Source organism: Nostoc sp. C110, assembly GCF_043099725.1.
Taxonomy (GTDB): Bacteria; Cyanobacteriota; Cyanobacteriia; order Cyanobacteriales; family Nostocaceae; genus Nostoc; species Nostoc muscorum_A.
Window position 1 is genome coordinate 25,680 of record NZ_CP171146.1, and the last position, 22,202, is coordinate 47,881.

The window sequence follows — 22,202 nt, forward strand, 5'->3', positions numbered from 1 at the left end:
ATTTAAAACAGCTAGGTCTGCATTACACATTTGAGCCATTATGTCGTTCTAAAGATTTTAATAAAACAACAATGATGCTTTTGACCTAGTTAGCGCATTGCTATTTAAAGATAAGCAGGACTTGTTTGTAACTAGAATAAAAAGTAAAAGTAATTTCAAAGCTTTCAACCAATTACCTATCTCATGTGATGAATAAAATAATGACCACAAGTGTTATTAGTGCATCATAATGGAGTCCAGCCGAGATACATAACAATTGGAACAATTTGTAAAATTATATTAATTAGATTTACTAAAGTCTTTATATAAGGTTGTTTTAGCCTTAACCATAAGTGTTAACTTTCGTTTAGAACATTACAAAAAAAAGCTCATCAATGGGCAAAATTTAGGAACTGAATAGCGTGAATATTTGGTTTTATTGTGCAATAATTTGAATGTATTTTTACCATTTTTGAGCCAGTTACTAAACCAATAAAGTAAGTCTTACAATATTTGTTTACAGCATGTCCTAATTTCCACGTATTTGGCTGGGCCCCATAATGAATTTAGATATCGATGATCGCAAACAACTAATTACCTTGCTTAAGGATCTACCAGAGTTAGCAACAGAGCGTTCGCGCCTACAAATCCTGGAATTGTCTGGTCTAAAGCAGTTGGCACCCATGATGGATCTGTCGGGTGCTTCCTTTGTAGCAGTCAATGAAATTGTTAGCTATCTATCAAAGTATGGGCGTTTAACCCATAATCATGAGGCAGTAGGGCTATTTCTCAACACTGTCAAGAGCTTTGTAGGGATTAAGCAGCAAGAATTCCTTGATCGGTTGCTAACAAAGTATGACATGATGACACCGATCGCCGCACTTCCTGATATTGATCAGTGGAAAGGCGGAGAAACGACAACAGATATTTTAGAAAAGATTATTGGCGAGAATACGCTACGCCCTATTGCCTTTTTACAAAGAGGACTAGAGGTAGCGCGATCGGTTGCTTATATTGGAGTCCAGTCTGGTTATGAGCGTTGGTCAGGGACAGGCTTTTTAGTGGCTGAAGATTTATTGCTCACGAATAATCATGTTTTGCCGAGTTCAGATTTATTATTAAATCCCATATTTCGCTTTAACTACGAAGATGATTTTCGGGGACATTCTCAACCTAGTCAAGAATATCACGCAAAGTTTAGTGGACTGTTCCATACCAGTCAGGATTTAGACTTTACCTTGGTTCAACTTGATGGGGAACCTGGGCAGAAATGGGGATGGTTGCCTTTATTATCAAGAAATATCAAGCGCAAAGAGCGAGTGAACATCATTCAGCATCCAGCAGGACGACCCAAAGAAATTTCCCTCCAAAACAATTTTGTTGAGTATGTTGGAGGCAATGTAGTGCAATATGTAACCTCCACACTGAATGGTTCTTCTGGATCGCCAGTATTTAACGATGGATGGGAAGTTGTTGCCCTTCATCATGCGGGCGGTACTATCCCTGAACCGACAACCCAGAGACGTTATTTTAGGAACGAAGGTATACTAGTAGAGAGGATTTTGGCGGATTTGCCCTCAGAGATTAGAGAATTGGTGAATTTAGCTGCCAATTAAATATTCAAAGTATCAACCCCAGTGACTAGGAAGCCTTTACGATGCCCCTGAAATCGGAACTGTTGAAGTTTTTGTCGCGAATACCCAATACAGAAATAGTTCCGCAGCGTAAAGCATTATTAGCTACGTTGGGGTTTGATCGTCTAGAGAGCCAAATCAGCTACGAGGGAATTAATACTGTATTTTTTAATGGATTAATCGAACAGTTGCGTTCTGAAGGACAGGCAAATCTGGTTTCTTTTTTAAGAAATCTAGTTGAGAGTGGTTGGATAGGGTTTTACGACAGACGTAGCCTTACTGCTCTTGCGGACAATGTTCAAGCGCTAACAACTGAGAAATGGGAGCAAGAGTTTTGGGGAGTTTCCAATACAAAAGCCTCATCACACATTACCTTTGTGCTGCCACAGTTGGATGTGTCTACCTTTACCGGGCGCGAGGAACAACTCCAGCAACTAGAAGCCCTATTGCTAAATCCCCAAGGTTCTAAGGTCTGTAGTATTGTAGGACTTTCTGGTGGAGGTGGCATTGGCAAGTCTGCTTTAGCCTGTCACTTTGCAACGATTCATCGAGACAAGTTCCCCGACGGGGTAATTGGGTTACGAGTAGATGGCAAAGACGTAGATACTATTGCCCGTGAGTTTGTGAGACTTTGTGGAAAAGAACTAGATTCGGAAGACGATCGGGATGCAGCGACTCTGATGCAAGAGGTGTTTGCTTATCGTCAAATGTTGCTGATATTTGACAATGCGGTTGATGCAAGCATTAAGAAATTGCGCCCCGGAGGTAGTCGTTGTGCGGTCATCATTACCACTCGAAATCGTACTCTACCCAGTTCGCTAGACATTTCGGATGAAGGAGCGATCGACCTTAATACCCTACCTAAAGAAGATTCTCTGAAATTACTGAAGAAAATCTTAGGGGATGAGAGGGTTGATACAGAATTAGCAGCGGCTTATGAAATTATCCAGTTGGTAGGAAACCTGCCCCTGGCTTTACAAATTGTAGGTGCAGCATTGCGAGGACGACCCCGAAGCCTTGCAGACTATGCCGCTTCACTACAACAGGAAAAGACTCGTATTACTCGCCTCAGAATTCGGGGAGATGATGATCTAAATGTCGAGGCTTCTCTCAACTTAAGTTTAGAACTCTTAAGTAAAGAGGAAAAGGATTTCTTTGCTTGCTTGAGTGTGTGTGCAGAAGAGGGTTTCGCACGACGGACAACAATGGCGACCGGAGGCTGTGAAGATGAGTGGGAAGCTGATGATTATTTGGATAGGTTGTATGAATTGTCACTCTTGAATTATAAAGAAACTGGAGAAAATCGCTTTGTGTTGCATCCGCTGGTGCGCGTGTATGCAGAGAGGTTAGCAAAAGAACGTCATGTGCTGTCCGTAGCACAAGAACGTCATGCCAAATTTTTTGTGGAATGGGTACAGTCTGACGATTTAAAGAATGCAAATGTTGTTGCTGAAGTTGCCGCCAATTTAGATGATGTGATTTTGGCTGCTGAGTGGTTACAGGCTCATGAAACTGACACGACACAGAGCAAAATGGAATCTTATCAATTTGCTTTAAAGCTACAGCGATTATTTGAGAAGTATAGCTACTGGCAAAAGGCAATCACCCTGATGGCACAGTTTCAGTCTTGGGCAGAGCAATTTGAAGATTGGAATGCAGTAGTTAAATATAAAACGCATGAGGCTCGCTATTGGTCTTTTGCAGAAGAATTCGAACGAGCCGAAGAAATTTTGAAATTTTCACAGGCGAATTTACAAAAGATTGAGGATCTAAATACTCAGAAGAGACGCGAAGCTAAAGTGCTGAATGTATTGGGTGGTGTGTTTCAGAAACAAGGTAAGACAGAAGCAGCTATTCAAGCTTTTAGAGATGAAATTCTGATTGAAGAAGAAATTGGAGATGATCGATCATTAGGCATTGTCTGCAATCGTTTAGGCAAATTATTGCAGTCCCAAGACAAACTAGAGGAAGCGCAGCAGGCTTTTGAACGAGAAATTGAAATTTCCAAAGCCCTTAAAGATCAATCCATACTTGCTGGTGGGCTAAAGAGTTTAGGTGAACTTCTTCTACAACAAGGCAATGTAGAAGAAGCTAAACAGGTATGGGAGAGGGCAATCTTTATTATTAAGGATTCAGGGGAGCCTGTGAGAGCTGCATCTACTGCAATGACTTTAGGAGGAAAACTGCACAAGGGAGGAAATTTAAGTGAAGCCTTGCACATTTTCCTACTTGCAGCAGACCTTCATGAAAACATTGAAAGTGAAGGTTTAGTCTTTACTCTAAGAAGATTGGCTAGAGTTTTTTACAAAAAAGAGAATTTTGAAGAAGCATTACGGGCGATATACGCAGCAATTAAAATTTGTTCGGATGCTGACAATCAAGAACAACTCGCAATTACAAATAATTTTTTAGGGAAAATTTTACAGGCACAAGGTAATTTAGAGGAAGCACAGTACGCATTTGGAAGACAAATTGCAATTGCCAGAGCGCTCGGTAATAAATCATCTCGCATTATAGGATGGTCTTGTTTGGAAAGCCTATTTCAACAACAAGATAGTATAGGAAAAGCAGAACAGGCTCTTGAACGACAAATCAAAATTGCTGAAGCCCTTAATGACCAATTATCTCTTGCCATTTGGTTCAACCACTTGGGGCTACTGCTTAAAAAACAAGGCAAACTGGACAAGGCGCAGCAAGCATTTAAACGACAAATTGAAATTGCTGAAGCCCTTGGGGATCAATCTCAGCTTGTTCCTGGGCTGACGAGTTTAGGTGAACTCCTTTTACAACAAGGCAACATAGAAGAAACTAAACAGGTATGGGAGCGGGCAATCTTTATTATTAAGGATTCAGGAGAGCCTGTGAGAGCTGCATCTACTGTGATGACTTTAGGAGGAAAACTGCACAAGGGAGGAAACTTAAGCGAAGCCTTGCACATTTTCCTACTTGCAGCAGACCTTCATGAAAATATTGAAAGTGAAAGTTTAGTCTTTACTCTAAGAAGATTGGCTAGAGTTCTTTACAAAAAAGAGAATTTTGAAGAAGCATTACGGGCGATATACGCAACGATAAAAATTTGTTCGGAGGCTGACAATCAAGAACAACTCGCAACTACAAATAATTTTTTAGGGGAAATTCTACAAGTACAAGGTAATTTTGAAGAAGCACAGCAAGCTTTTAAACGACAAATTGAAATTGCTAAAGCTATCAATGACCAACGTCAACTTGCTATTGGGTTGCAATCTTTATTTGGACTACTGCTACAACAAAGAAAGGAGGAAGAGGCGCAACAGATACTGGAACAAGCAATTTCTGTTGTTAAGAGTTTAGGAAACTCTCAAGCATCTGTAATCACTTTAGTGACTCTAGGAGGATTACTATACCAGAATAAAAAATTTAGTGAAGCTTTACGAATCTTTTTGTTAGCAATAGATAACCATGCAAGTATTGAGAGTGATACTTTGATATCTTCCTTCAGAGCTTTGGCTAGAGATTTCTATGACCAGAAAAAATTTGAAGAAGCATTACAGGCGACACGTTCAGCGATTAAAATTTGTTTTGAAACTGGTGATCAGAAGCAGCTTGCTATTGCAAATCATCGTTTAGGAAAGATACTACAAGCTCAAGGAAAACTAGAAGAAGCACAGAAAGCTTTTGAACAAGAAATCCTGCTTAACAAAGCCCTTAATAACCAATTATCTCTTACTATTGCATTAGACTGCTTAGGAGAATTGCTTCAGCAGCAAGGTAAATTAGACGAAGCACAACAGACATTTGAAAGAGAAATTGAGATTACCAAAGCACTCAACAGCAAATCATCCCAACATGCGCGGGCATTATATAATTTGGGTAAAATTCTGAAGTCAAAAAGAGACTTTAAAAAAGCTGAGATACTTTTTAAACAGAGCATAGAGATTTTTGAAAATGAAAAGGATTTATCTAATTCTTTAAAAGTTACAAATATCCTTGTTAGTGTCTTAGAAAGACAGGTAAAGTGGGATGATGTTGAGAAAAATCTACGCAAGAGTTATGATCTAGCAGTCAAGCTTAAGGATAAAAAACGGCAAGCTATCATTGCTAGCAGATTAGGTAAATTATTAGTTAGTCAAAAAGACAAGGGAAATTTTGAGCTTTCACAAATGTACTTTCGTCAAAGTATCAAGTTAGGAGAAGAACTTGATGAGCAGCAACATCTTGCCAAGGTACATACAGCAATGGGACAAGCATTCTTAGCTCACGAAGTTTTTGATCAGGCTGTTGAGGAATTATCTAAAGGCTTTGAAATTAATGAAAGCTTATCCAATATTTGTGGTTTAAGAATTGTCATTCCTAACCTAATTTATGCTTTATGTAAGTTAGGAAGACGAGAAGAAGCATTGGAGTATTGCGATCGGGCACTGATAATTGACCAAAATTCAGCAAATTTCCTGCGATTACGTGACAAAATTTAGGCAGCGCTTTTTGGGTTAGCACCTTTTGTAAGAGTCTGAGTTGAGGTCATCATGCAAAAACTGTAACCAGTCAGGCTATAGATTCGGCAATCTTTTCCTTTAAATCACAGTGATTTTGAAGTATGTCGTGACCGTTTGGACAAAATACGGTTCAAGTCACAATTAGGATTCTGTACAAAAAGTAAGAAATTATTTATGTACAACCACGCAACAGCGATACGACTCTTCGGCTCTCAAAAGGCTTTGAGATTCAGATTTTCATATTCAAAGTAAGAGATAGCAACACGAGTGTTGCAGAATCGGTATGGTTCAAGCGATCATTCAACTAACTCCAGTCTCATTCCCTCATTCCCTGGCACAAAGCATTCCCAGATTCTTAAGCTGGCTTCAATATTTTCTAGTTTGACGATCGCTTTGAGCAAGCCCTGTTCATAGACAAACCTAGTTACAATCCCCTCTAAACCATGCCGCTTGCTACCAGGGCAGTGAACCCGCACCCTTGCACCTTTGGTAATTTCTGGTGTACTTAAATTATTTTCTACCCGTTCATCGGTGGTTAATACTGTATCAACAGCTTCAACTGGAATACGGGAAATTGAATCATCCGGTGGCGGAATTTCAGTCTTATCTATGACATAGCCTTGTCCGTAATCTGCATACAAAACGCTATTGTCAGTACTGACAATCAGTGATTGGCAGTGGCTATCACTGACATTAACTTCCTCGCTAAAAAGAGCTTTAGACATCGGTTTTTCTTCATTGTCAGTGTTGTCAGTGGTTGTAAAGGGTTTTTCACCGGATTCAATTTTTGATGCCACAAATCTTACAGAGCGACCTTTACGTACAATTTCTCCATAACCCATTTGTTCCAGTTTGAGAAATAAATCATGAGTGTAGGCACTGGGTTCTCTACCTGCGGCCTTGGCTCGTGACTTGATGCTATCCAGTGGCCGATAAATGTCACGGACAGAAACGCCGTCTGATGTTTGAGAAGCACGGTCATAAATTTGCAACAGAATTGAGCTAATTTCATCACTATTGCTCACTTTCTCTTGCAAAACGTGAAAAGCACTGCGATAGTATTGGGCAAGCTTGACAGCGCGTTCTAGGGTGTCTTTTTGGAGCGTTGTAATATCTCGGCTATTGGGTGAGTAAAAACACTCAATCAGGTGCAGATTCAACGCAATTCTCAAAACCTGGGTTGTTAGTTTCGACATCCAATTACGGATGGCGGCGTGTGTCGTTTGTTCTATTTGGTCGCCAATTACCTCGACTAGCTTTTTGTAATATGCTTTAGCCTGGGGACTGATTTTGACGTTGATTTCTGGTAATTGCTCTAGCCACTTGTAAAGTAGGGGCAAGCGATCGCTAAGTTGACAAAAGCCTTCTATGTATCGCTGTTTACGACGCTGGGGAACTGCAAACAACATTCTCGCTTGCAACCCGTTATTGTCATCAGCGTCCTTGAAGATTTTGCGAAATACACCGGGTTGAATACCACCCGTCACAGAAACGGCTGTACGTTCTGCAAAATAACTGTCAGTTAAAGATGTCCGATCTACACAAAGGGCGGCTGCATCCCAAAGTTTTAACAAAATCTGCAAGCTTTCATCCTCACCCTTGGAGAATTGCCCCAAGGAATTAAACAGCCCCGCTATTTCATCTCTTGCCCACAGCGCCCCATTGTCGGCGTTTTCAGCAGAGCGCTTTAACACAGCTTGAATGGTTGCGACTTCAAACAGATATTTCCTTAAAGCGGGTGGTTCTGGCTCATCCCCTTCACCGCCCCCTTTCTCCCACTGTTTTAGCGCCCGTTTGTAATCATTATCAGCATCTTTGTAGCGCTGCATAGCTTCCGCTTGCATTTTACGCAATGGGGCTACAACCAAGCTGTCTGCGCGGCTTTTTCCGCCACCAGACTCTAAAACTGTCACAGTCCACAGTACAGAGGGGATTTTATGAGATTGCATATCCAGATTAATTGTCGTGCCTGCTAAGGAGGCAACAGCGCTGATTAAGGGCTGCCAGATTACAACAGGATCAACATTCAAAACGTCCGCGTCATGGGTTAAATCACGGGCTAAAGGGGCGGGTAAGATAGCATCCCAGTCAATTTTATTATTTCGCCACTCGATGAGCGACTTGAGCCGCATTTCATCTTCTGGCAGAACCTCATCCAGTTTGACACGCTCCCTAGCAACAATGCGGTCAAAAAGCTTTTGGTTAATTCCTAATTCCGTACAGAGTAAGTCTAATTTAAAACTCTCTTCTACATCATCAAAATTAGAGGCTAAGATGCCACTGACAACACTGACAATAGACTGAGAATCTTGCCTAGCAATCCTTTCTATTGTCAGTGGTGGCACTGACAATAAGCTATTGTCAGTACTGACAATAGACTTTTGTACGGTTAACCGTTTTTGGCTATGTGTCCCTTTTTGCTTGTTTAACCAAGCGGTGTAGCATCCTTGTAGCTTTTCGTCATCCAATGATGGTTGTTTGGCGTGTGCGTCCGCGTTTTTCCACCAGCCCTCAGATTCACCACGAACATCGGAGCCAAGGGGTGGGGTGCAATGATAGCAGAACTGGTCATAAAGGGCGCGTGGGTCGCCGTCGTAGTCAATACCCAATTCTTGGAGGCGACGGGCAGTAGCGATTAAATTAAGGCTGAGTTTTTGTGCTGAGTCGTTGCGTCCACCGTCACCAGTGCCATGCTCTACTAAATTTCTGTCCTCACGTCCTAGAAATATGGATAAATTTGGGCGAGTGCTGACTGTAGTTTGCACTGGCTTAGTTTGGGGCTGTGGAACTTGCACGGGCTGTTGCTGATTCAGCATCAACTCAATCACCCAGTTTGGACAGTTTGCAACTTCAACATCTTGCGGCGATCGCACCCAATGATAACTACCAGTTTGGGGGTGTACTGATGGCGGTAGTACGCTTTGCAGCCCATTCCAGCGAAATTCTAGTAACTGTTCTTTACCGTCATCGCCCTTAACTCCAGTTTTGAGCTTGACAGTTTTTACTAGTTGCCAGTAATCCTGTGTTACAAAGTAAAGTAATTGTCTACGCCCAGCTTTGCCAGAGCTAAAAATTACTGTGTCGGGTAAGTCGCCATCAGAAAGCTTTTGTAGTAGTGCCTCTGCTGCGTGACCATCGGCATCAATGGCTAAAATTCCGCCTGATACAACTCCAGTGCGGATGCCGTAACCAAAGGCTCTCTCTGATTGCAGTTCTTTAATCAGCGTTTGCCTATTTAGTGCTGTTTCTTGTTGCCAGTTCTCACGATAAGGGCGCTTATTGTCTGTAACAGGGGTCAAGACCCAATTACCAGGAATTTGCTGTAAGCCTGAAATTAACCGGGATGCGGTCGTTGGATTGATTTGTGTAGTATGCACTTGTATTACCTCGAATTTTTTAAGATTCGGGTAACTCCTCATGTTGCAACGCGATAGCAGAACTGGTTATTATAGAACTGCGATCGCGGTTCCGAAAAAGCCTCTTAAACTTTTTGTTCGGAGTTACCCGTGATAAATCTAGAAATGATGGAACCCGCTTAACTTCCCGGTCGAGCGGGTTTCGTCATTTTTGAACCTGTTTTCCTAATGGGTGTATGGCAATTCCCATCATCAAGCTACATCCTTTACTGTGAAGCCCTTGCTACATTTTTGAATTAACAGCCAACGGTCAGAGTCCTTATCCAGTGCTGGCTTGAGACGAAAATTAAAAACATCCTCCCACACCTCTACACCGTGAATAGAAGCAAAATCAATCTCAAGCTCTTTAAAACGTGGATAGTCCCGTTCGCTGATAGCTGTCAGCATGGGGAGTAATGCAGTTAGTGGTATTTGGGTTGCTGTCTCAGTCATCTGGGTAGTCCTCAAAAATACAAACAATTGGTAGAGGTTCGTCTTCTGTGTCGATGATTTCGACCAACCGCTTAAAAGTGTTCCTGGCTATTCTTTTACAGCGTTCCTCCGATACTGCGGCTGACCATTGCCTAGTTTCTTTTAATGGGTCAAATTTGCCCTTGGAGCGCTTTATACCGTCGCTTGGCTGTTTTTCTTGGGTCAAATTACCTCCTTTTTTTTTGTACGCAATCGCTTAATCCTCGCTCCATTCCAATAACTCACAGGGCTGGACTTTATAACAGTCACAGATTTTGTTAAGTGCCATTCCATTGGGTATTTGCTCAGAATTGTCGCACAGCGCGTACACTGTGGTTTTTGATAGTCCCGTCTCTTTCATAAATTGATAGCGTGTGATTTTGAGCTTTTCTTCAATAAACCTCCTCACAGTGTTACGAACTGGCATGGCAACGTGTCTGGTATTATCAGACTCCCATTTAACACTATGCCAGTTAAGCTTGCAATTGTCGGCTAGCTTTCTATGGTTAGATATCTTGACATTACAACTTATCCTGTACTAGTATCATAGTGCCTGGGTTATTGATGCGTCAATAACTCAGGCGAACACGATTATTTAGCTACGAACAGAGGTTATCTGCATAGCGGTCGCTTTATATCTGCGGTCGCGGTAATTGTGCGTGTCTGAACCTTGAAAACTACATAGACCAAGTATGGATATCGATATTAAAAAGTTGCCTTTTTCAGTTTGGTGGCAAATCTCAAAAATCAATGGAACTTGGGCAACTGTCGCTTTCAAAAGATGGACACAGACTGTAGACGCAAGCATCCTGCAAGCAATGAATCTTGAGGAATGGGAAGCGGTTGCAGACACTCTCAACTACAGCTTTGAGTGGGCTTGTAAGCAATTCAAAGTCCACAGAAATAAACAAAAAGAAGGATAAGGATTTATGCTCCACCAAAACCAATTACGAAGGTTAGAAGCAATAGATCGCTGGCTCAGAGAAATCCGAGACTCGGAGGAATTCAAGCAACTAGAATACTCCCCAGATGTGATGATAGGGGATGCAATACAAGCAGTGGGCGAACTACTTGACGAACACGAACATTGTGATTCCAAGCCCTTGAATTTTACTGATGAGCAGTGGCATTCATATCTAGAACAAAAGCCAGTAATGCACATTCGCCGTGTGAAGAATTGGCGTGAAAAGATTAACTCATTCATACTCGATGCAGCATCATCAGTAGCAATTGTGAGCTTGGTAACTACTAGTTTTATGGTAGTTGGTTCTATCTTTTGTCACGGCTTTGACCGCATCGAGGAAAGCAGAGGGGAGGAGTATCAACCCACATGGATCTACAACGCCAAAATTTTTGAAGGAAGCGCCATCGCATCTATATCGGTCTTCTTAGGTGCAAGCTTAACAGGCGCGTGTGTCGCGGGAGATAAAAATGATGATTGATAAAGAGCTTGTAGGATGCGTCACGCTATTGAGCCAGAGCAAAACTTACTGGATTAATGGAACCTTGTACAGATATTTAACCAGTAGCGACAGTATCAGATACACCCAGTACTATTTCCGTCCTTTACCGCGTCAGTCTAAGAGTGCTGACTTAAAGCTCAATCGTGACAAAGTGCTAAGGCGTTGTTATGAAATTCCGAGCTTATATAAACAGCACACAGCAGAGATAAGTGCGATTCGTTGATTAGGGAATCACGGTATCCAGTCCGTAAATAACTAATCCAGCCCGACAGCAGATTACTGTCAATAAAGGCTGAACTCTCGGTTGGATGTAGGTGAAAGCCCTACCATTCAGACTCAGAATTGACTCCTTACCTGCCCACACCGAACAAGCTCGGTTCTTGTAGAGTGAAGCTGGGAACAGAGCGCAATCAGACAGCCGTTACGGGCTGACACTGGCGCTAATAGGGAGTTCCTATGGCGAAAATGGGTCTAGAAAAGCAACCTATGCTGAAGCAGGGCGTAACACAAAAACCCTGACTTTACTGGAGTTCAATTCCCGCCGCAAATTTGTCTGTTAGCGGTAAGAGTCCCGGGAATCCAGTGGTTGAATTGACCACGCCTAACGGAACAATCAATCCCACCGAGGGAACGAATAAAAACGAGTTGTGGGTCAAGGGGCTTTTCGTTCCCCAAGTAGCCCAGACGAGCGGAGGAACCCCCACAATTCGGGTAGGACAGACCGTAATTGGTCTGAGGTGTTCAGAATACACAAACTAGAGAAGAGTATGATTAGGCACAGTTACAAAACTAGTGAATCATGGGTAGCGTTACCTTGGAAGAAATTCCGCCGTAACCTATTCCGCCTCCAAAAGCGAGTGTACAAAGCTGTTCAAGTTGGCGACAAGCGGAAAGTGCGGTCACTCCAAAAGCTTATTCTAAAATCCACCTCGGCTCGATTTCTTGCAATTAGACAAGTATCTCAGCTAAACGCTGGCAAAAAGACGGCTGGTATTGATGGTAAGAAATCCCTTTCATTTGAAGAACGCTTCAACCTTGAAGAACTACTAAAAATGAATAGTGGAAATTGGAAGCATCAAGGACTACGGGAAATCCCCATCCCTAAAAAAGACGGGACTACCAGAATGCTTAAAATACCAACCATCGCGGATAGAGCTTGGCAATGCCTAGCAAAATATGCATTAGAACCAGCACACGAAGCCACTTTCCACGCCAGAAGCTACGGGTTTAGAACTGGGCGCTCTGCCCATGACGCACAAAAGCGCATCTTCGATAACCTACGCTCCAACTGCAACGGAATAGAGAAACGAGTAATCGAACTCGATATTGAAAAGTGCTTCGACAGGATTAATCACTCAGCAATAATGGATGAACTCATTGCCCCTTTTGGCTTAAAACTCGGAATATACCGATGCCTCAAGGCAGGAGTCAACCCAGAATTCCCCGAACAAGGAACACCTCAAGGGGGAGTAGTTAGCCCACTATTAGCAAATATTGCACTCAACGGGATCGAAAGTATACATAGACATCACGGTAGACGAGGATTTAAAGTAACTGCCAAAACCTCAGCCGTCGATATCAGAGAGCCATCAATCCGTTATGCGGATGACATGGTTATTATACTCCGACCCGAAGATGATGCGACAGAGATACTTGAAAGAATCAGCGAGTTCCTCCGCAAACGCGGAATGAATGTAAGCCAAAAGAAAACCAAAGTTACCGCCGCGACAGATGGGTTTGATTTCCTCGGCTGGCACTTCAAAGTGCAGAGCAACGGAAAGTTTAGAAGTACTCCCTCAGTGGACAACTTCAAAGCATTCCGTAAGAAAGTAAAACACATCGTCAACAACTCGAATTATGGTGCTACTACAAAGGCTGAGAAATTAGCTCCGGTAGTAAGAGGTTGGAGAAACTACCATAAGTTCTGCAAGATGGACGGGTCTAGAAACTCGTTATACCACATCGAAAAAAGAGCTTATACGGTATTCAACAAGGAAACCAAGAAAGACCGCTATTCTAGCAAGAAATTACTAGACAAAGCATTTCCAACAGTTTCCTACTCCGAAAACAAACACGTCATGGTTAAAGGAACAAAATCCCCCTATGACGGAGATACAGCCTACTGGAGTGAACGTAACAGTAAGCTTTACGACGACAAAACCTCTATTGCTCTTAAGAAGCAAAACCATAGATGTGCCTCCTGCGGCTTAAAGTTCATCGATGAAGAACGGATTCATCTGCATCACATCGATGGGAATCACGCCAATTGGAAGGAAAATAATCTGGAAGCAACTCATGAGAGTTGTCACGATTACATGCACATGAGCAAAAGCGAAAACTAAGAACATCGGGAGCCGTGTACACGGAAACGGGTACGCACGGATCTAAACGAGAGGTGCGGGGAATAATATCCCCCATCGACTCAACCATAAGAACTCAATACAGTTGAGTTTGTTCTAACCCTTGGTAACATCTATTACCGCGCGTCGCGGACAAAAGCAAAGGCACAAGCGCGTCAGCTAGTCCAAAAGGGGCGCTTTTACGGGGGTAAAAGGAATTTTGTCAATATATCAGAAACTCTGGCAAGCCTTATTATTGCGTGGTTATAGCCGACGAAAAAACACACTTTGAAATTTTTCAGAGTTATTTTTCAGAGTTATTGATAGGTTTCAGCTAGCGGGTCGTACCAAATACCCCTTTTCAGCTAATTGCATACATCAAATACCTTGGACGCATTCGGAATACGCATCGATTTTATACACACCTAAGTAATACTTTGGGGGTAATGTGGCAACGAAACAGTATATCGCTAAGTATCATCAGCTAAAACAAATTTACGAGCGTGAGTTAGGAAAAGAGATTGCTGATATCACTTGGTATCGAGTGGTAGCTACTTTGAAACAGCATTTTAATTTCAACGTACTGGGTAGCGACGCGAACAAGATAGTTGAGACATTCGCCGGATTTAAACGGCGCTACGGCAGCTTTACAGGTCGAGGTGAGGGGTTTAGTGAACGCTGGCAAGCATTCAGACATTTCTATGAAATGGATGCTCAATATCAGGGTGGAGAGTTCTTAAAGCTTCTTGCAGAGCATCTAAAAATCAATCTTGACGACGTACCGCGTAGCACTCCTTACTACTGGTTTGAACGTGCTGAACTATCTTTCAGCGCTGAAAATATTTACCACTGCAAAGATTTAGCGCTTGTTGCGTTTGTCGCTGCTAAATGGGCAATCAACAAACGTTCGCAACCGATGAAATCTGGAAACACAAAAGTTTTAACACTAGCCCTCTAAGGAGCAATCATCATGTCTGACAAATTTACTAATAACGTCCGCGCTCGTTTGTACAAACAGGGTTATCAAGGATTTACCAAAGACGATTACACAACAGCAGCGATCGCTGTCGAGTGCGATGACCTTGACAATCCCACCAAAGACCAATTGAGCCAAGCCGTTGACTATCTCAGAGAAAAAGCAACCAACCGATTAACTGTAACTGATGAACCCGTTGAAGAAACGTTTCTAGTAGGGTCAGAAGATGCACAGCCTGAAGTTGAATCTAATCAGCTTACAGTTGCCGAACCAGAGAATCAGATTGTGCTGACTGAGCAGGAAAAGCAAGCCCTCGTTGCAGACATTGCACAGGGCGCGGGGATTGAGTTAAAAGCGGCGGATGTGAAACAGATTACAGTGTCCATCGCTTCCACCTTCGCATCTAGAAAGGAGTTGAACGAGGCGATTTTTAACGCCCTCGTCCACTTTGCAAGGGAATTCAAGAATCAAGAAGTATCCAAAATCCGACGCAAAGCCGACGAAATCAGGCAGACACTCGCAGAGATGGATGATGTTGCTGGCAGTGAACTGACCCAAATCAAGCAAGCGATGGAGGCCACCGCCCTCGACTACAAAAGCCAGTTTGCAGACCTCGCGTTATCTTTCGCCGGAATTATCGATTAAGGCATCCGGCAAGCTCACTTACAAACATTTGTTGATTGGGCTTGTGGGGATACCGTTGCTCATTGCACTGCTGGCCCCCCTGTCTCAATGGTTTATGACGGAATGTTGCACATACAGGAGTCAAAGACGTGAAACATATCAAGAATCTAGTCGGCAAGCATGGTAAAAAGCTAAAGGCTTCAGCTGAGAAATTAGGCGTTGCAGACAGCTTAATCATGGGTTGCATCAATGGCGATGATGCAGCGCTGACCAAAGTAGGAGAAATGGGCAACGAGGGCGAACGCATCTTAACCATCATGCCCTACATCACAGATAACCTCAGTGCATTCATCAAAGGCACTGAGGAGTACAACAAAGGACTTGCAGAGATTTACAAGCAAGCTGGTGCGTCTGGTATTGCCATTGATAAAGCCAGTGCTGATTTAACGATCGCTAATTTAAAGTACGGTCATGAACGCTCAGAAATCGGATTGAAGCTGTCCAGCGACCGCACACTAGAGAATCAGCGCTACAGAGAAAGCATCGACCTAGTTAAGCTCAAGGCTTATATCGACTACCACATGAGTAAGGTTGACCATTTAGCAGCTGCTAAATCGCAGTTAGCGCGACCTGTAAAGGCACAGTTAGACGCTGACAGAACTTATGAGATGGAGAAAGCCAAACACCTGCTCACATACGGCGAAGGTTCAGACCTTGATTTAGTACCTCGTAAGTCATTCACGACTAATAAATTAGTGCAAGCGTTCCGTACTGCTGTTTCTACGATTTTCGAGTAATTAGCATCTAAAAATCCCCTACTAAGTTACTGCTCAGTAGGGGAAGTCAAAATTAGTCATGAGAACAATGTTAGATGAACTTGACACTGAATTGCAAGACGGGGACACCGAACAATCACGCTTCTATCAAGACTTTCCTGATACTGCATTTACCCAGGATGAACAAGAAGCTATTAAAAGATTCAAAGCCAAGGAAATTGAAAAGCTTAATCGTAGTCGCGCTGTTCTCAAAGGAATTGAATCTTGCGGCTGGGGTGTTACTTCCTATTGCTTGGCTAAGTATTTAGTAATAGCTACAGGCTCGGCGGGGCTAATGCCTGCGGTCGCTATTGTGTTGGGAATTAATCAAATAGTCAATCGTGATTTGTTGGAGTTCACCGTAAATAAGTCTCCTGAAGGATGGGTTTTTACGGACATGGACAAGGCGATAAAATTTCTCTTTCAAACAATATTCGGATGCTTCATTTTGTGGACTGCTATCGGCGATTTTTACACCACAATGCAGAACTCACACAAGACTTACGACAACATCAAAGCGACTGTAGAAGATTTTAACCGTCTGCCAGAATCAGACAAAACTACTGTGTTTTTGGTGGGTGCATTAGTGGCAGGTGGTGTTGTTTACGGCATCCACAAATCCAAGTCATGAAGGCTCAACCCCTACTGAAAATTAGTGCTGTCACCGCTTTACTTCTGGGGCTTTTCAGCGCTTATTACTATGGGCAGACACCGCACCCTTATCAGTTTACTGAAGTGCGATTTTGTCCGGTAACAGCTAATAAACGCACAATTAAGCACTATCACGAACCTGCAAAATCACAATCGGCACTTGATAATAAATACTGCCGATTCAAGTACAGATTGCTCACAGAAGTATGGAAGTCACGACAGTTTAATGATGTTGTGTCTCTCCCTGACGGTGCTTTCATTACGTCAGATTTGGCTCCATCAGAGAATCCTAGTCTGTGGTTATTAGTCGCGCCTGCTTTTGTCTGGATGGGTTATTACTGCTGGGCTGCAAAAGATGAGATTGATAACGAGTCAAGTTTTCAACGTCTCGAATATTTTAAGACAGCTATTAAGCGCCAAGGCTTAATTACTAGGACTGAGCGCGACTTGCAATCACATGAATCAGCACGGATATCAGACAAACATAAGAAGGATATCGACAGACGCGCTGATAATCTGTTAGTCCAAGAACGCTATATCTCTCTTGAGGAATTGCAACAACAGTATCAGCGTCAGTCAGAGCTTGAGGATTTGCAGTTTAGCAACACTAAAAAACAGTTTGCGGTCGCTGACTCCGTAGCTGACAAATCCATTGCTGAAAACAGAAGAGACAAGCGCAAAGCGGATGCAGAAAACATCAATCCCAGTAGTGAAAAAGTATCGGCTCCACAAGGCACGACCGCCCAAGAATTAGTTCAACTATTGAAAAATCATGAGGGCGGCTGGCTATGGGATGTCATTGAATCAACAAAACCCGTTTGGGTGCTAGGGGGTCAAGGTAGTGGTAAAAGCAGTTTTGCTGCATCAATTGTTATGTGTAGGAAGGCGATTTTTGATTGGAATATTACATCAATCGTTGACGCTCATGGACATAAGAACAGAGCCAAAGCTTGGAAGTTGTTGATTCCTTTAGAGCCGGAATTAATCGGCGAACGCAACGATTATTTAGCTATTGGTGAGGCAATGGATGAAGCTGTTCAACGTTGGAGTGACCGCACAGAAAACGACACCCCTATTCAAACACTTTGGGATGAATTGACACAGCTTTCTCTGCAAGATGATTGTAAAGAATCAGTCAAAAAATTTGTGAGACATTCACTTACTGACGTTCGCAAGGCTGCCGAATATCTAGTTTGTATTTCTCATGCTTTTACTAATGCAGCAAGTGGTAATGCTGAGGGGTTTAATGATTTAAGGCAAAGCGAAACTATCCAAATCAAGCGCAAGTCAAAGAACGGTCGCGTACCTCTAAACCATGCTGAAATTAGTGGTCTTTATGATGACGACGGAAATCTAATTGAATCGAAGCGCGTTACAGTTCCAGACTGGTTTTATCCTGATAGCTTGCTCAGATTTATTAGCGCTCGTTAGATAAATATTTCTCGTGAGTCACAAAACCTGAAAACTTTGTCGATTAAAAATAGTGAAGGATTTACATTTATGCACCCAATAGAATTTAAGAAAAAGTGGCAATTAACTTACAACGAGCTAGCACTTGTCCTGGGTTACGAAAATGATTTCACCGTGCGCTGTTGGGGGATAAATGGAGTCCATAAGCGCAATCCTCAAAAAGTTGCTTATGTTGCTTGTCGCCTTCTAGATGAAAAATGGTCAGTTGAGGGGAAAGTTATAGATTCTTACCTTTGATAATTTCTCTTTGCGTCTCTGCTAATTAATTACTTGAAATAGGTGAATACTATGCACCCAATAGAATTTAAGAAAAAGTGGCAATTAACTTATGACGAGCTAGCACTTGTTTTAGGTTATCAAGGTGATTATACTGTTCGTTCCTGGGGTACGAATGGAAGACACAAGCGCAATCCTCAAAATGTTGTTTATGTCGCTTGTCGCCTTCTAGATGAGAAGTGGTCAAATCAGGGGAAACAAATAGATTCTTATCTTTGACTTGCTAAGAAGGGCAATGTTCAAGAACTGGGGTAGAGCGGGTGGCGTAGCGGAGTGTGGGGGGCGGGCTGCTGAGTTTTGGCCACTCCACGAGTGAATTATTGCCCGTCCCCCACACCACCCGCTCTAAACGAAGTGTCCCCAGTTCGTCGGGGCCTCACGAGTTGATTCGGTTGAAGCAATTTTGATATCAGTTAAATAAATCTTTCCTGAGTTTTAAGATTAATTTTGAAATCGGATACATTATTGGACTTAACCATAAATAGGAGATGACCTCTCATTTTTGTTTCTTCTTTTATTGGCACTCCACTAAACAAACAGGGAAACTCGTGTGCTGCATCACAATTTTTCGCTAATTCAAGTGCTATTGGTTTCACTGAATTTGTATTGACAAATAATGCAGAATCTCTCTGTGCCTTTTCCAGTTCTGGGATAGTATACCAGTTGAAAATAATATCGTCTGCCTCAGTAGCATCGTATAGTCCTACTAGCCTTCTATATTTTTTATCCATAAAATTCAGCAATCCCTTACCTTGTTCATGCTGTCTTCTGATGCCAAGGTTAATAATATTCCTTTGCGTCGCCATTTCATAAGCGAATTTTAAATTGGTCTGCTCATCACCTATAGAGTCAATTTTATTTTCTATCAAAATATCAGCACCATGTCCTGATTCATCTTGCATTCGACCGCAAAACAAAATAATTTCTCCGCTCAAAACTTTTGAGATAATTTCTTGATGTGATGAATTTTCAAGACTTACATTTTGTTTAGCAAATCCTTTGTAAGGATTGTAGACATATCGTTTATTTTTCCCTTTACCAATCTTCATTTTGAACTGTCCCTTGGATGATACACTCGTTCATTACTTACTTTTAGCTTAATCGGGCAGTACACAGTTTTACAGGTGGAGATCGCGCCTTTGGTTTTAAGGAAGCGGAGATTCATTGTCCTTATCTCGGCTCAATGCCTATAGGGTTTACGGCGATAGACGCGATTGAATGAAAGCATAGCCATGATCAAACCTTGGTATCATTCTGCAATTCAAGCTATTGAGTTCATCAACGATGTCAGGGCTATCAAAATCTTTGGAGTTACGATTAAGAAAACACGCTGCTGCTGGTGAATGTTGACGCAGATGGGTAATAACTGAAGCATAGACCAGAGCATCTTGAGGGCCGAGATCATAAGGACTTTCACAAGCCGCTGCCTCAGAAAGAATGTCGGCAGTCAGGGCAATGACTTGGGCAAATTTTAATAGCCGCTCCCGATACTGCACAAAGCGATCCCTTTCTTCCTCATTACTTTGCACCAACAATAAAGAAATGTCTTGAATACTGCGGATACGATTCATGTAGGAGGGTGTGCGCGATAGTTGCCGCAACTCAAGATCGAGGGCTTGTTGGATATCCTTGCGGTTCCTGGCTTGGCGACTGAGTTTTTCATGGGGTTCAGCTAGACTATAGGCTGGAATGACCAGTTGACCATGCCCTGCTTCACATAGCTGCAAAATTTGTTCGCAACTGGTACACTGTTCCTGTTGAAAGGCTAGTTCCAGAACAAAGTTGGTTTCAACGTAAATATTCACGCAGCAGCCGTATGCTCGAATTTTCCTCCCGTTATAGCATCATACAGCCCTGATTCTATCAGCCATTGTTGCGATGTATCGGTATCCTCAAGGGGTTCGGACGCATGAATGATTCTCCCTAGCCACGATGCCACAATCAGTTCAAAGCTCTCACCACTGATTTTGTCCTCACTTACCCCAGCCTGTTCAAAATAAGGCTGAAGAATAGGGCGGGCATCAATACTGTAATCTGGTTCGCTCTGCGTCAGTTGGTCATCAGCACCCGTCCATAAATAGAAGTGATCTGGAAAGACCATCAGGAAATAAGGAGCTTTCGGAAAAGTACCGTGGGCGAGAATATTGCGTCGGAGCCGTGCAGCCCACTCTGGGGAGGCATTACGTTTAGTCTTCACCTCGACAACAAGCATCCGTTGACCACTACGGTCATCAACGGACAAATCCCAGTTACTATCTTCCTTGGAAAACATAAATAAAATGTACTTTATAAGAATAAAATCTATTTTACAAACTGATTATTTTGAAACAGGCACAAGGTACTCTTTATGAGCCATTACTTCAACTAGGGGTAAATATAGCGTAGCTGACACTGGAGGCAAGATAGCCTGAAAGTATTAATGTATAAGCTTTTTGAATGTTGCTTTTTGATAAATCATCCAAGCCTTGTTTGCTTCTTGTAAGAGTTGGCTATAACGAAATCATAAGAGTTTCAGTCCTGTCATTGGCATACTACAAACCTCAGTTTTAGGTAAAATTGTACTATCTTGCCCCTGGTGTCAGCTTGGCTATATCTACGCCAAGTTATGGGTTAGAGACGGAGTTCTTTAATAAATGCCTCAATTGCTTTCCCCCCTGCTGACTGCCTGCCTACTTTGAGTTTGGCAAGAACGCGATCGCGGATTGAAAAGTAATCTGGCTCTACAAAGTTACCTATTGTTTTCTGTAGCTCTTGGTTTTTAGTTTCTAGCTGTTGTGAGTATGATCGCAACAGATCAAGTTCTTCTTGCATCTGTTGTATTTGTTGTTTGATGTCTACAGTTGTAGACGGAAACGTAGACGTGCCTAAAAGACCCTTCAAGAATCTTGCAGATGTTTGATTTATCAAATTATCTTCTGGAAACTGTAGCGTTTTCAATGCCTCAAGTTTAGTATTTTTAATAGGATTAAATGACTCTAAGTACATTTGTATGTACAGCCTAATATCATTGATATCAGATTCGACCTTAGAGATGCCACAACCTTCATCATTAAGTTTCTCCACAATTGAATTATGAAATTCATCAAACTTTGGATCTTCTCCATCAGTTCTAAGTAAGTTTTCTCCAGCAACGATTGACTCTGAGTAGGATTCAAGTTCACTAAAGTATATACTTCCTGTCCTCTGAATACGATTTTCTAAAAAGGCAGTAATAATTTCTCTTACTCCTTTTGGCACAAAGGGATCTGTCTTTATTTTTGTTAAAAAGTTACTCAATCTCGATAAATTTTTTGCATAAGGCACTCCAAACGGGTACTCCCCAAGCTCTAAAATATAATCTTTATTTCTTAAAAAAGCTTCATTTATATGATCAACACTGTCTCTAATAGAATTAGAACTTGCCCAATAATGGGGAGACGTAGAGTCAAACTCACTGCTAAAATAATTAGAAACTTCTTCAAGTTTAGCTATAACTTTTTTTTGATATTCCGTATTTACTGTGTTGAGTAAACCATTCTTAGCACTTCGATATGTAAGAACAGTAACACTGGCTGCTGTTATATAAAAGCCTATTTGAACTATCTTGAGAATGTCATCAAGAGTTAGCCCAATCTGGGACATCTTTACTCCTTTAAGC

Annotated in this window: 21 protein-coding genes; 12 read left to right on the forward strand and 9 right to left on the reverse strand. The window is 42.1% G+C overall.

From position 1 onward, the window contains the following. The first annotated feature begins 539 nt into the window (after positions 1-539). Positions 540-1,595, forward strand: a complete 1,056-nt coding sequence (locus tag ACFFRD_RS05360) for a trypsin-like peptidase domain-containing protein (protein WP_392476961.1) — start codon at positions 540-542, stop codon at positions 1,593-1,595. Positions 1,596-1,636: 41 nt separating this feature from the next. Continuing rightward, entirely contained in the window at positions 1,637-6,064 is a 4,428-nt protein-coding gene (locus ACFFRD_RS05365; RefSeq protein WP_392476962.1) for a tetratricopeptide repeat protein, read from the forward strand. 317 nt (positions 6,065-6,381) lie between these two features. On the opposite strand, the gene ACFFRD_RS05370 is transcribed toward ACFFRD_RS05365, so the two are convergent. The 4 genes from ACFFRD_RS05370 to ACFFRD_RS05385 form a co-directional block, all read right to left on the reverse strand. Next, positions 6,382-9,462 carry a DUF3987 domain-containing protein gene (locus ACFFRD_RS05370; RefSeq protein WP_392476964.1) on the reverse strand — a complete coding sequence of 1,027 codons (3,081 nt, stop codon included), beginning with the start codon at positions 9,460-9,462 and terminating at the stop codon, positions 6,382-6,384. Between the two features lie 231 nt (positions 9,463-9,693). Then, positions 9,694-9,933: a hypothetical protein gene (locus tag ACFFRD_RS05375; protein ID WP_114085584.1), complete on the reverse strand. Its 240-nt coding sequence runs from the start codon at positions 9,931-9,933 to the stop codon at positions 9,694-9,696. Beyond that, positions 9,926-10,138 (reverse strand): hypothetical protein, encoded by a 213-nt coding sequence (locus tag ACFFRD_RS05380; RefSeq protein ID WP_114085583.1) that lies wholly within the window; start codon positions 10,136-10,138, stop codon positions 9,926-9,928. The genes ACFFRD_RS05375 and ACFFRD_RS05380 overlap by 8 nt, the downstream gene beginning before the upstream one ends. 30 nt (positions 10,139-10,168) lie before the next feature. Then, positions 10,169-10,378 carry a helix-turn-helix transcriptional regulator gene (locus ACFFRD_RS05385; RefSeq protein ID WP_114085589.1) on the reverse strand — a complete coding sequence of 70 codons (210 nt, stop codon included), beginning with the start codon at positions 10,376-10,378 and terminating at the stop codon, positions 10,169-10,171. A gap of 265 nt (positions 10,379-10,643) precedes the next feature. On the opposite strand from ACFFRD_RS05385, the gene ACFFRD_RS05390 reads away from it, so the two are divergent. Both ACFFRD_RS05390 and ACFFRD_RS05395 read left to right on the forward strand, forming a co-directional pair. After that, positions 10,644-10,874, forward strand: a complete 231-nt coding sequence (locus ACFFRD_RS05390) for a hypothetical protein (protein ID WP_392476965.1) — start codon at positions 10,644-10,646, stop codon at positions 10,872-10,874. Between the two features lie 6 nt (positions 10,875-10,880). After that, entirely contained in the window at positions 10,881-11,393 is a 513-nt protein-coding gene (locus ACFFRD_RS05395) for a hypothetical protein (protein ID WP_392476967.1), read from the forward strand. 244 nt (positions 11,394-11,637) lie between these two features. Here the strand turns inward: ACFFRD_RS05395 and ACFFRD_RS05400 are convergent, their stop codons facing one another. After that, complete coding sequence (locus tag ACFFRD_RS05400; RefSeq protein ID WP_392476969.1) at positions 11,638-11,778, reverse strand: hypothetical protein; 141 nt, start codon at positions 11,776-11,778, stop codon at positions 11,638-11,640. 403 nt (positions 11,779-12,181) lie between these two features. Between ACFFRD_RS05400 and ACFFRD_RS05405 the strand changes: the two genes are divergently transcribed. The 8 genes from ACFFRD_RS05405 to ACFFRD_RS05440 all read left to right on the forward strand — a co-directional run bounded on the left by ACFFRD_RS05405 (position 12,182) and on the right by ACFFRD_RS05440 (position 18,784). Further along, positions 12,182-13,756, forward strand: coding sequence for a group II intron reverse transcriptase/maturase (locus ACFFRD_RS05405; RefSeq protein WP_392476970.1), 1,575 nt, complete (start codon positions 12,182-12,184; stop codon positions 13,754-13,756). Between the two features lie 445 nt (positions 13,757-14,201). After that, complete coding sequence (locus ACFFRD_RS05410) at positions 14,202-14,711, forward strand: hypothetical protein (protein ID WP_392476972.1); 510 nt, start codon at positions 14,202-14,204, stop codon at positions 14,709-14,711. A gap of 12 nt (positions 14,712-14,723) precedes the next feature. Continuing rightward, the gene (locus ACFFRD_RS05415; RefSeq protein WP_392476974.1) at positions 14,724-15,374 is read left to right on the forward strand and encodes a hypothetical protein; all 651 of its coding nucleotides are present in this window, start codon (positions 14,724-14,726) and stop codon (positions 15,372-15,374) included. 128 nt (positions 15,375-15,502) lie between these two features. Beyond that, positions 15,503-16,150, forward strand: a complete 648-nt coding sequence (locus tag ACFFRD_RS05420) for a hypothetical protein (RefSeq protein ID WP_392476976.1) — start codon at positions 15,503-15,505, stop codon at positions 16,148-16,150. A gap of 58 nt (positions 16,151-16,208) precedes the next feature. After that, positions 16,209-16,799 carry a hypothetical protein gene (locus ACFFRD_RS05425; RefSeq protein WP_392476978.1) on the forward strand — a complete coding sequence of 197 codons (591 nt, stop codon included), beginning with the start codon at positions 16,209-16,211 and terminating at the stop codon, positions 16,797-16,799. Further along, positions 16,796-18,250 carry a hypothetical protein gene (locus ACFFRD_RS05430; RefSeq protein WP_392476980.1) on the forward strand — a complete coding sequence of 485 codons (1,455 nt, stop codon included), beginning with the start codon at positions 16,796-16,798 and terminating at the stop codon, positions 18,248-18,250. The genes ACFFRD_RS05425 and ACFFRD_RS05430 overlap by 4 nt, the downstream gene beginning before the upstream one ends. 69 nt (positions 18,251-18,319) lie before the next feature. Beyond that, positions 18,320-18,526 carry a hypothetical protein gene (locus ACFFRD_RS05435; protein ID WP_392476981.1) on the forward strand — a complete coding sequence of 69 codons (207 nt, stop codon included), beginning with the start codon at positions 18,320-18,322 and terminating at the stop codon, positions 18,524-18,526. 51 nt (positions 18,527-18,577) lie between these two features. Beyond that, a complete protein-coding gene (locus ACFFRD_RS05440; RefSeq protein WP_392476983.1) occupies positions 18,578-18,784 on the forward strand; it encodes a hypothetical protein in 207 nt (68 codons plus the stop codon). Between the two features lie 194 nt (positions 18,785-18,978). Here ACFFRD_RS05440 and ACFFRD_RS05445 read toward each other — a convergent pair whose 3' ends face one another. The 4 genes from ACFFRD_RS05445 to ACFFRD_RS05460 form a co-directional block, all read right to left on the reverse strand. Continuing rightward, positions 18,979-19,614 (reverse strand): hypothetical protein, encoded by a 636-nt coding sequence (locus ACFFRD_RS05445; protein WP_392476985.1) that lies wholly within the window; start codon positions 19,612-19,614, stop codon positions 18,979-18,981. Positions 19,615-19,761: 147 nt separating this feature from the next. After that, positions 19,762-20,370 carry a PIN domain-containing protein gene (locus ACFFRD_RS05450; protein ID WP_392476986.1) on the reverse strand — a complete coding sequence of 203 codons (609 nt, stop codon included), beginning with the start codon at positions 20,368-20,370 and terminating at the stop codon, positions 19,762-19,764. Continuing rightward, complete coding sequence (locus tag ACFFRD_RS05455) at positions 20,367-20,837, reverse strand: hypothetical protein (RefSeq protein WP_392476987.1); 471 nt, start codon at positions 20,835-20,837, stop codon at positions 20,367-20,369. The genes ACFFRD_RS05450 and ACFFRD_RS05455 overlap by 4 nt, the downstream gene beginning before the upstream one ends. A gap of 338 nt (positions 20,838-21,175) precedes the next feature. Continuing rightward, positions 21,176-22,186, reverse strand: coding sequence for a hypothetical protein (locus ACFFRD_RS05460; RefSeq protein WP_392476989.1), 1,011 nt, complete (start codon positions 22,184-22,186; stop codon positions 21,176-21,178). Positions 22,187-22,202 lie beyond the last annotated feature (16 nt).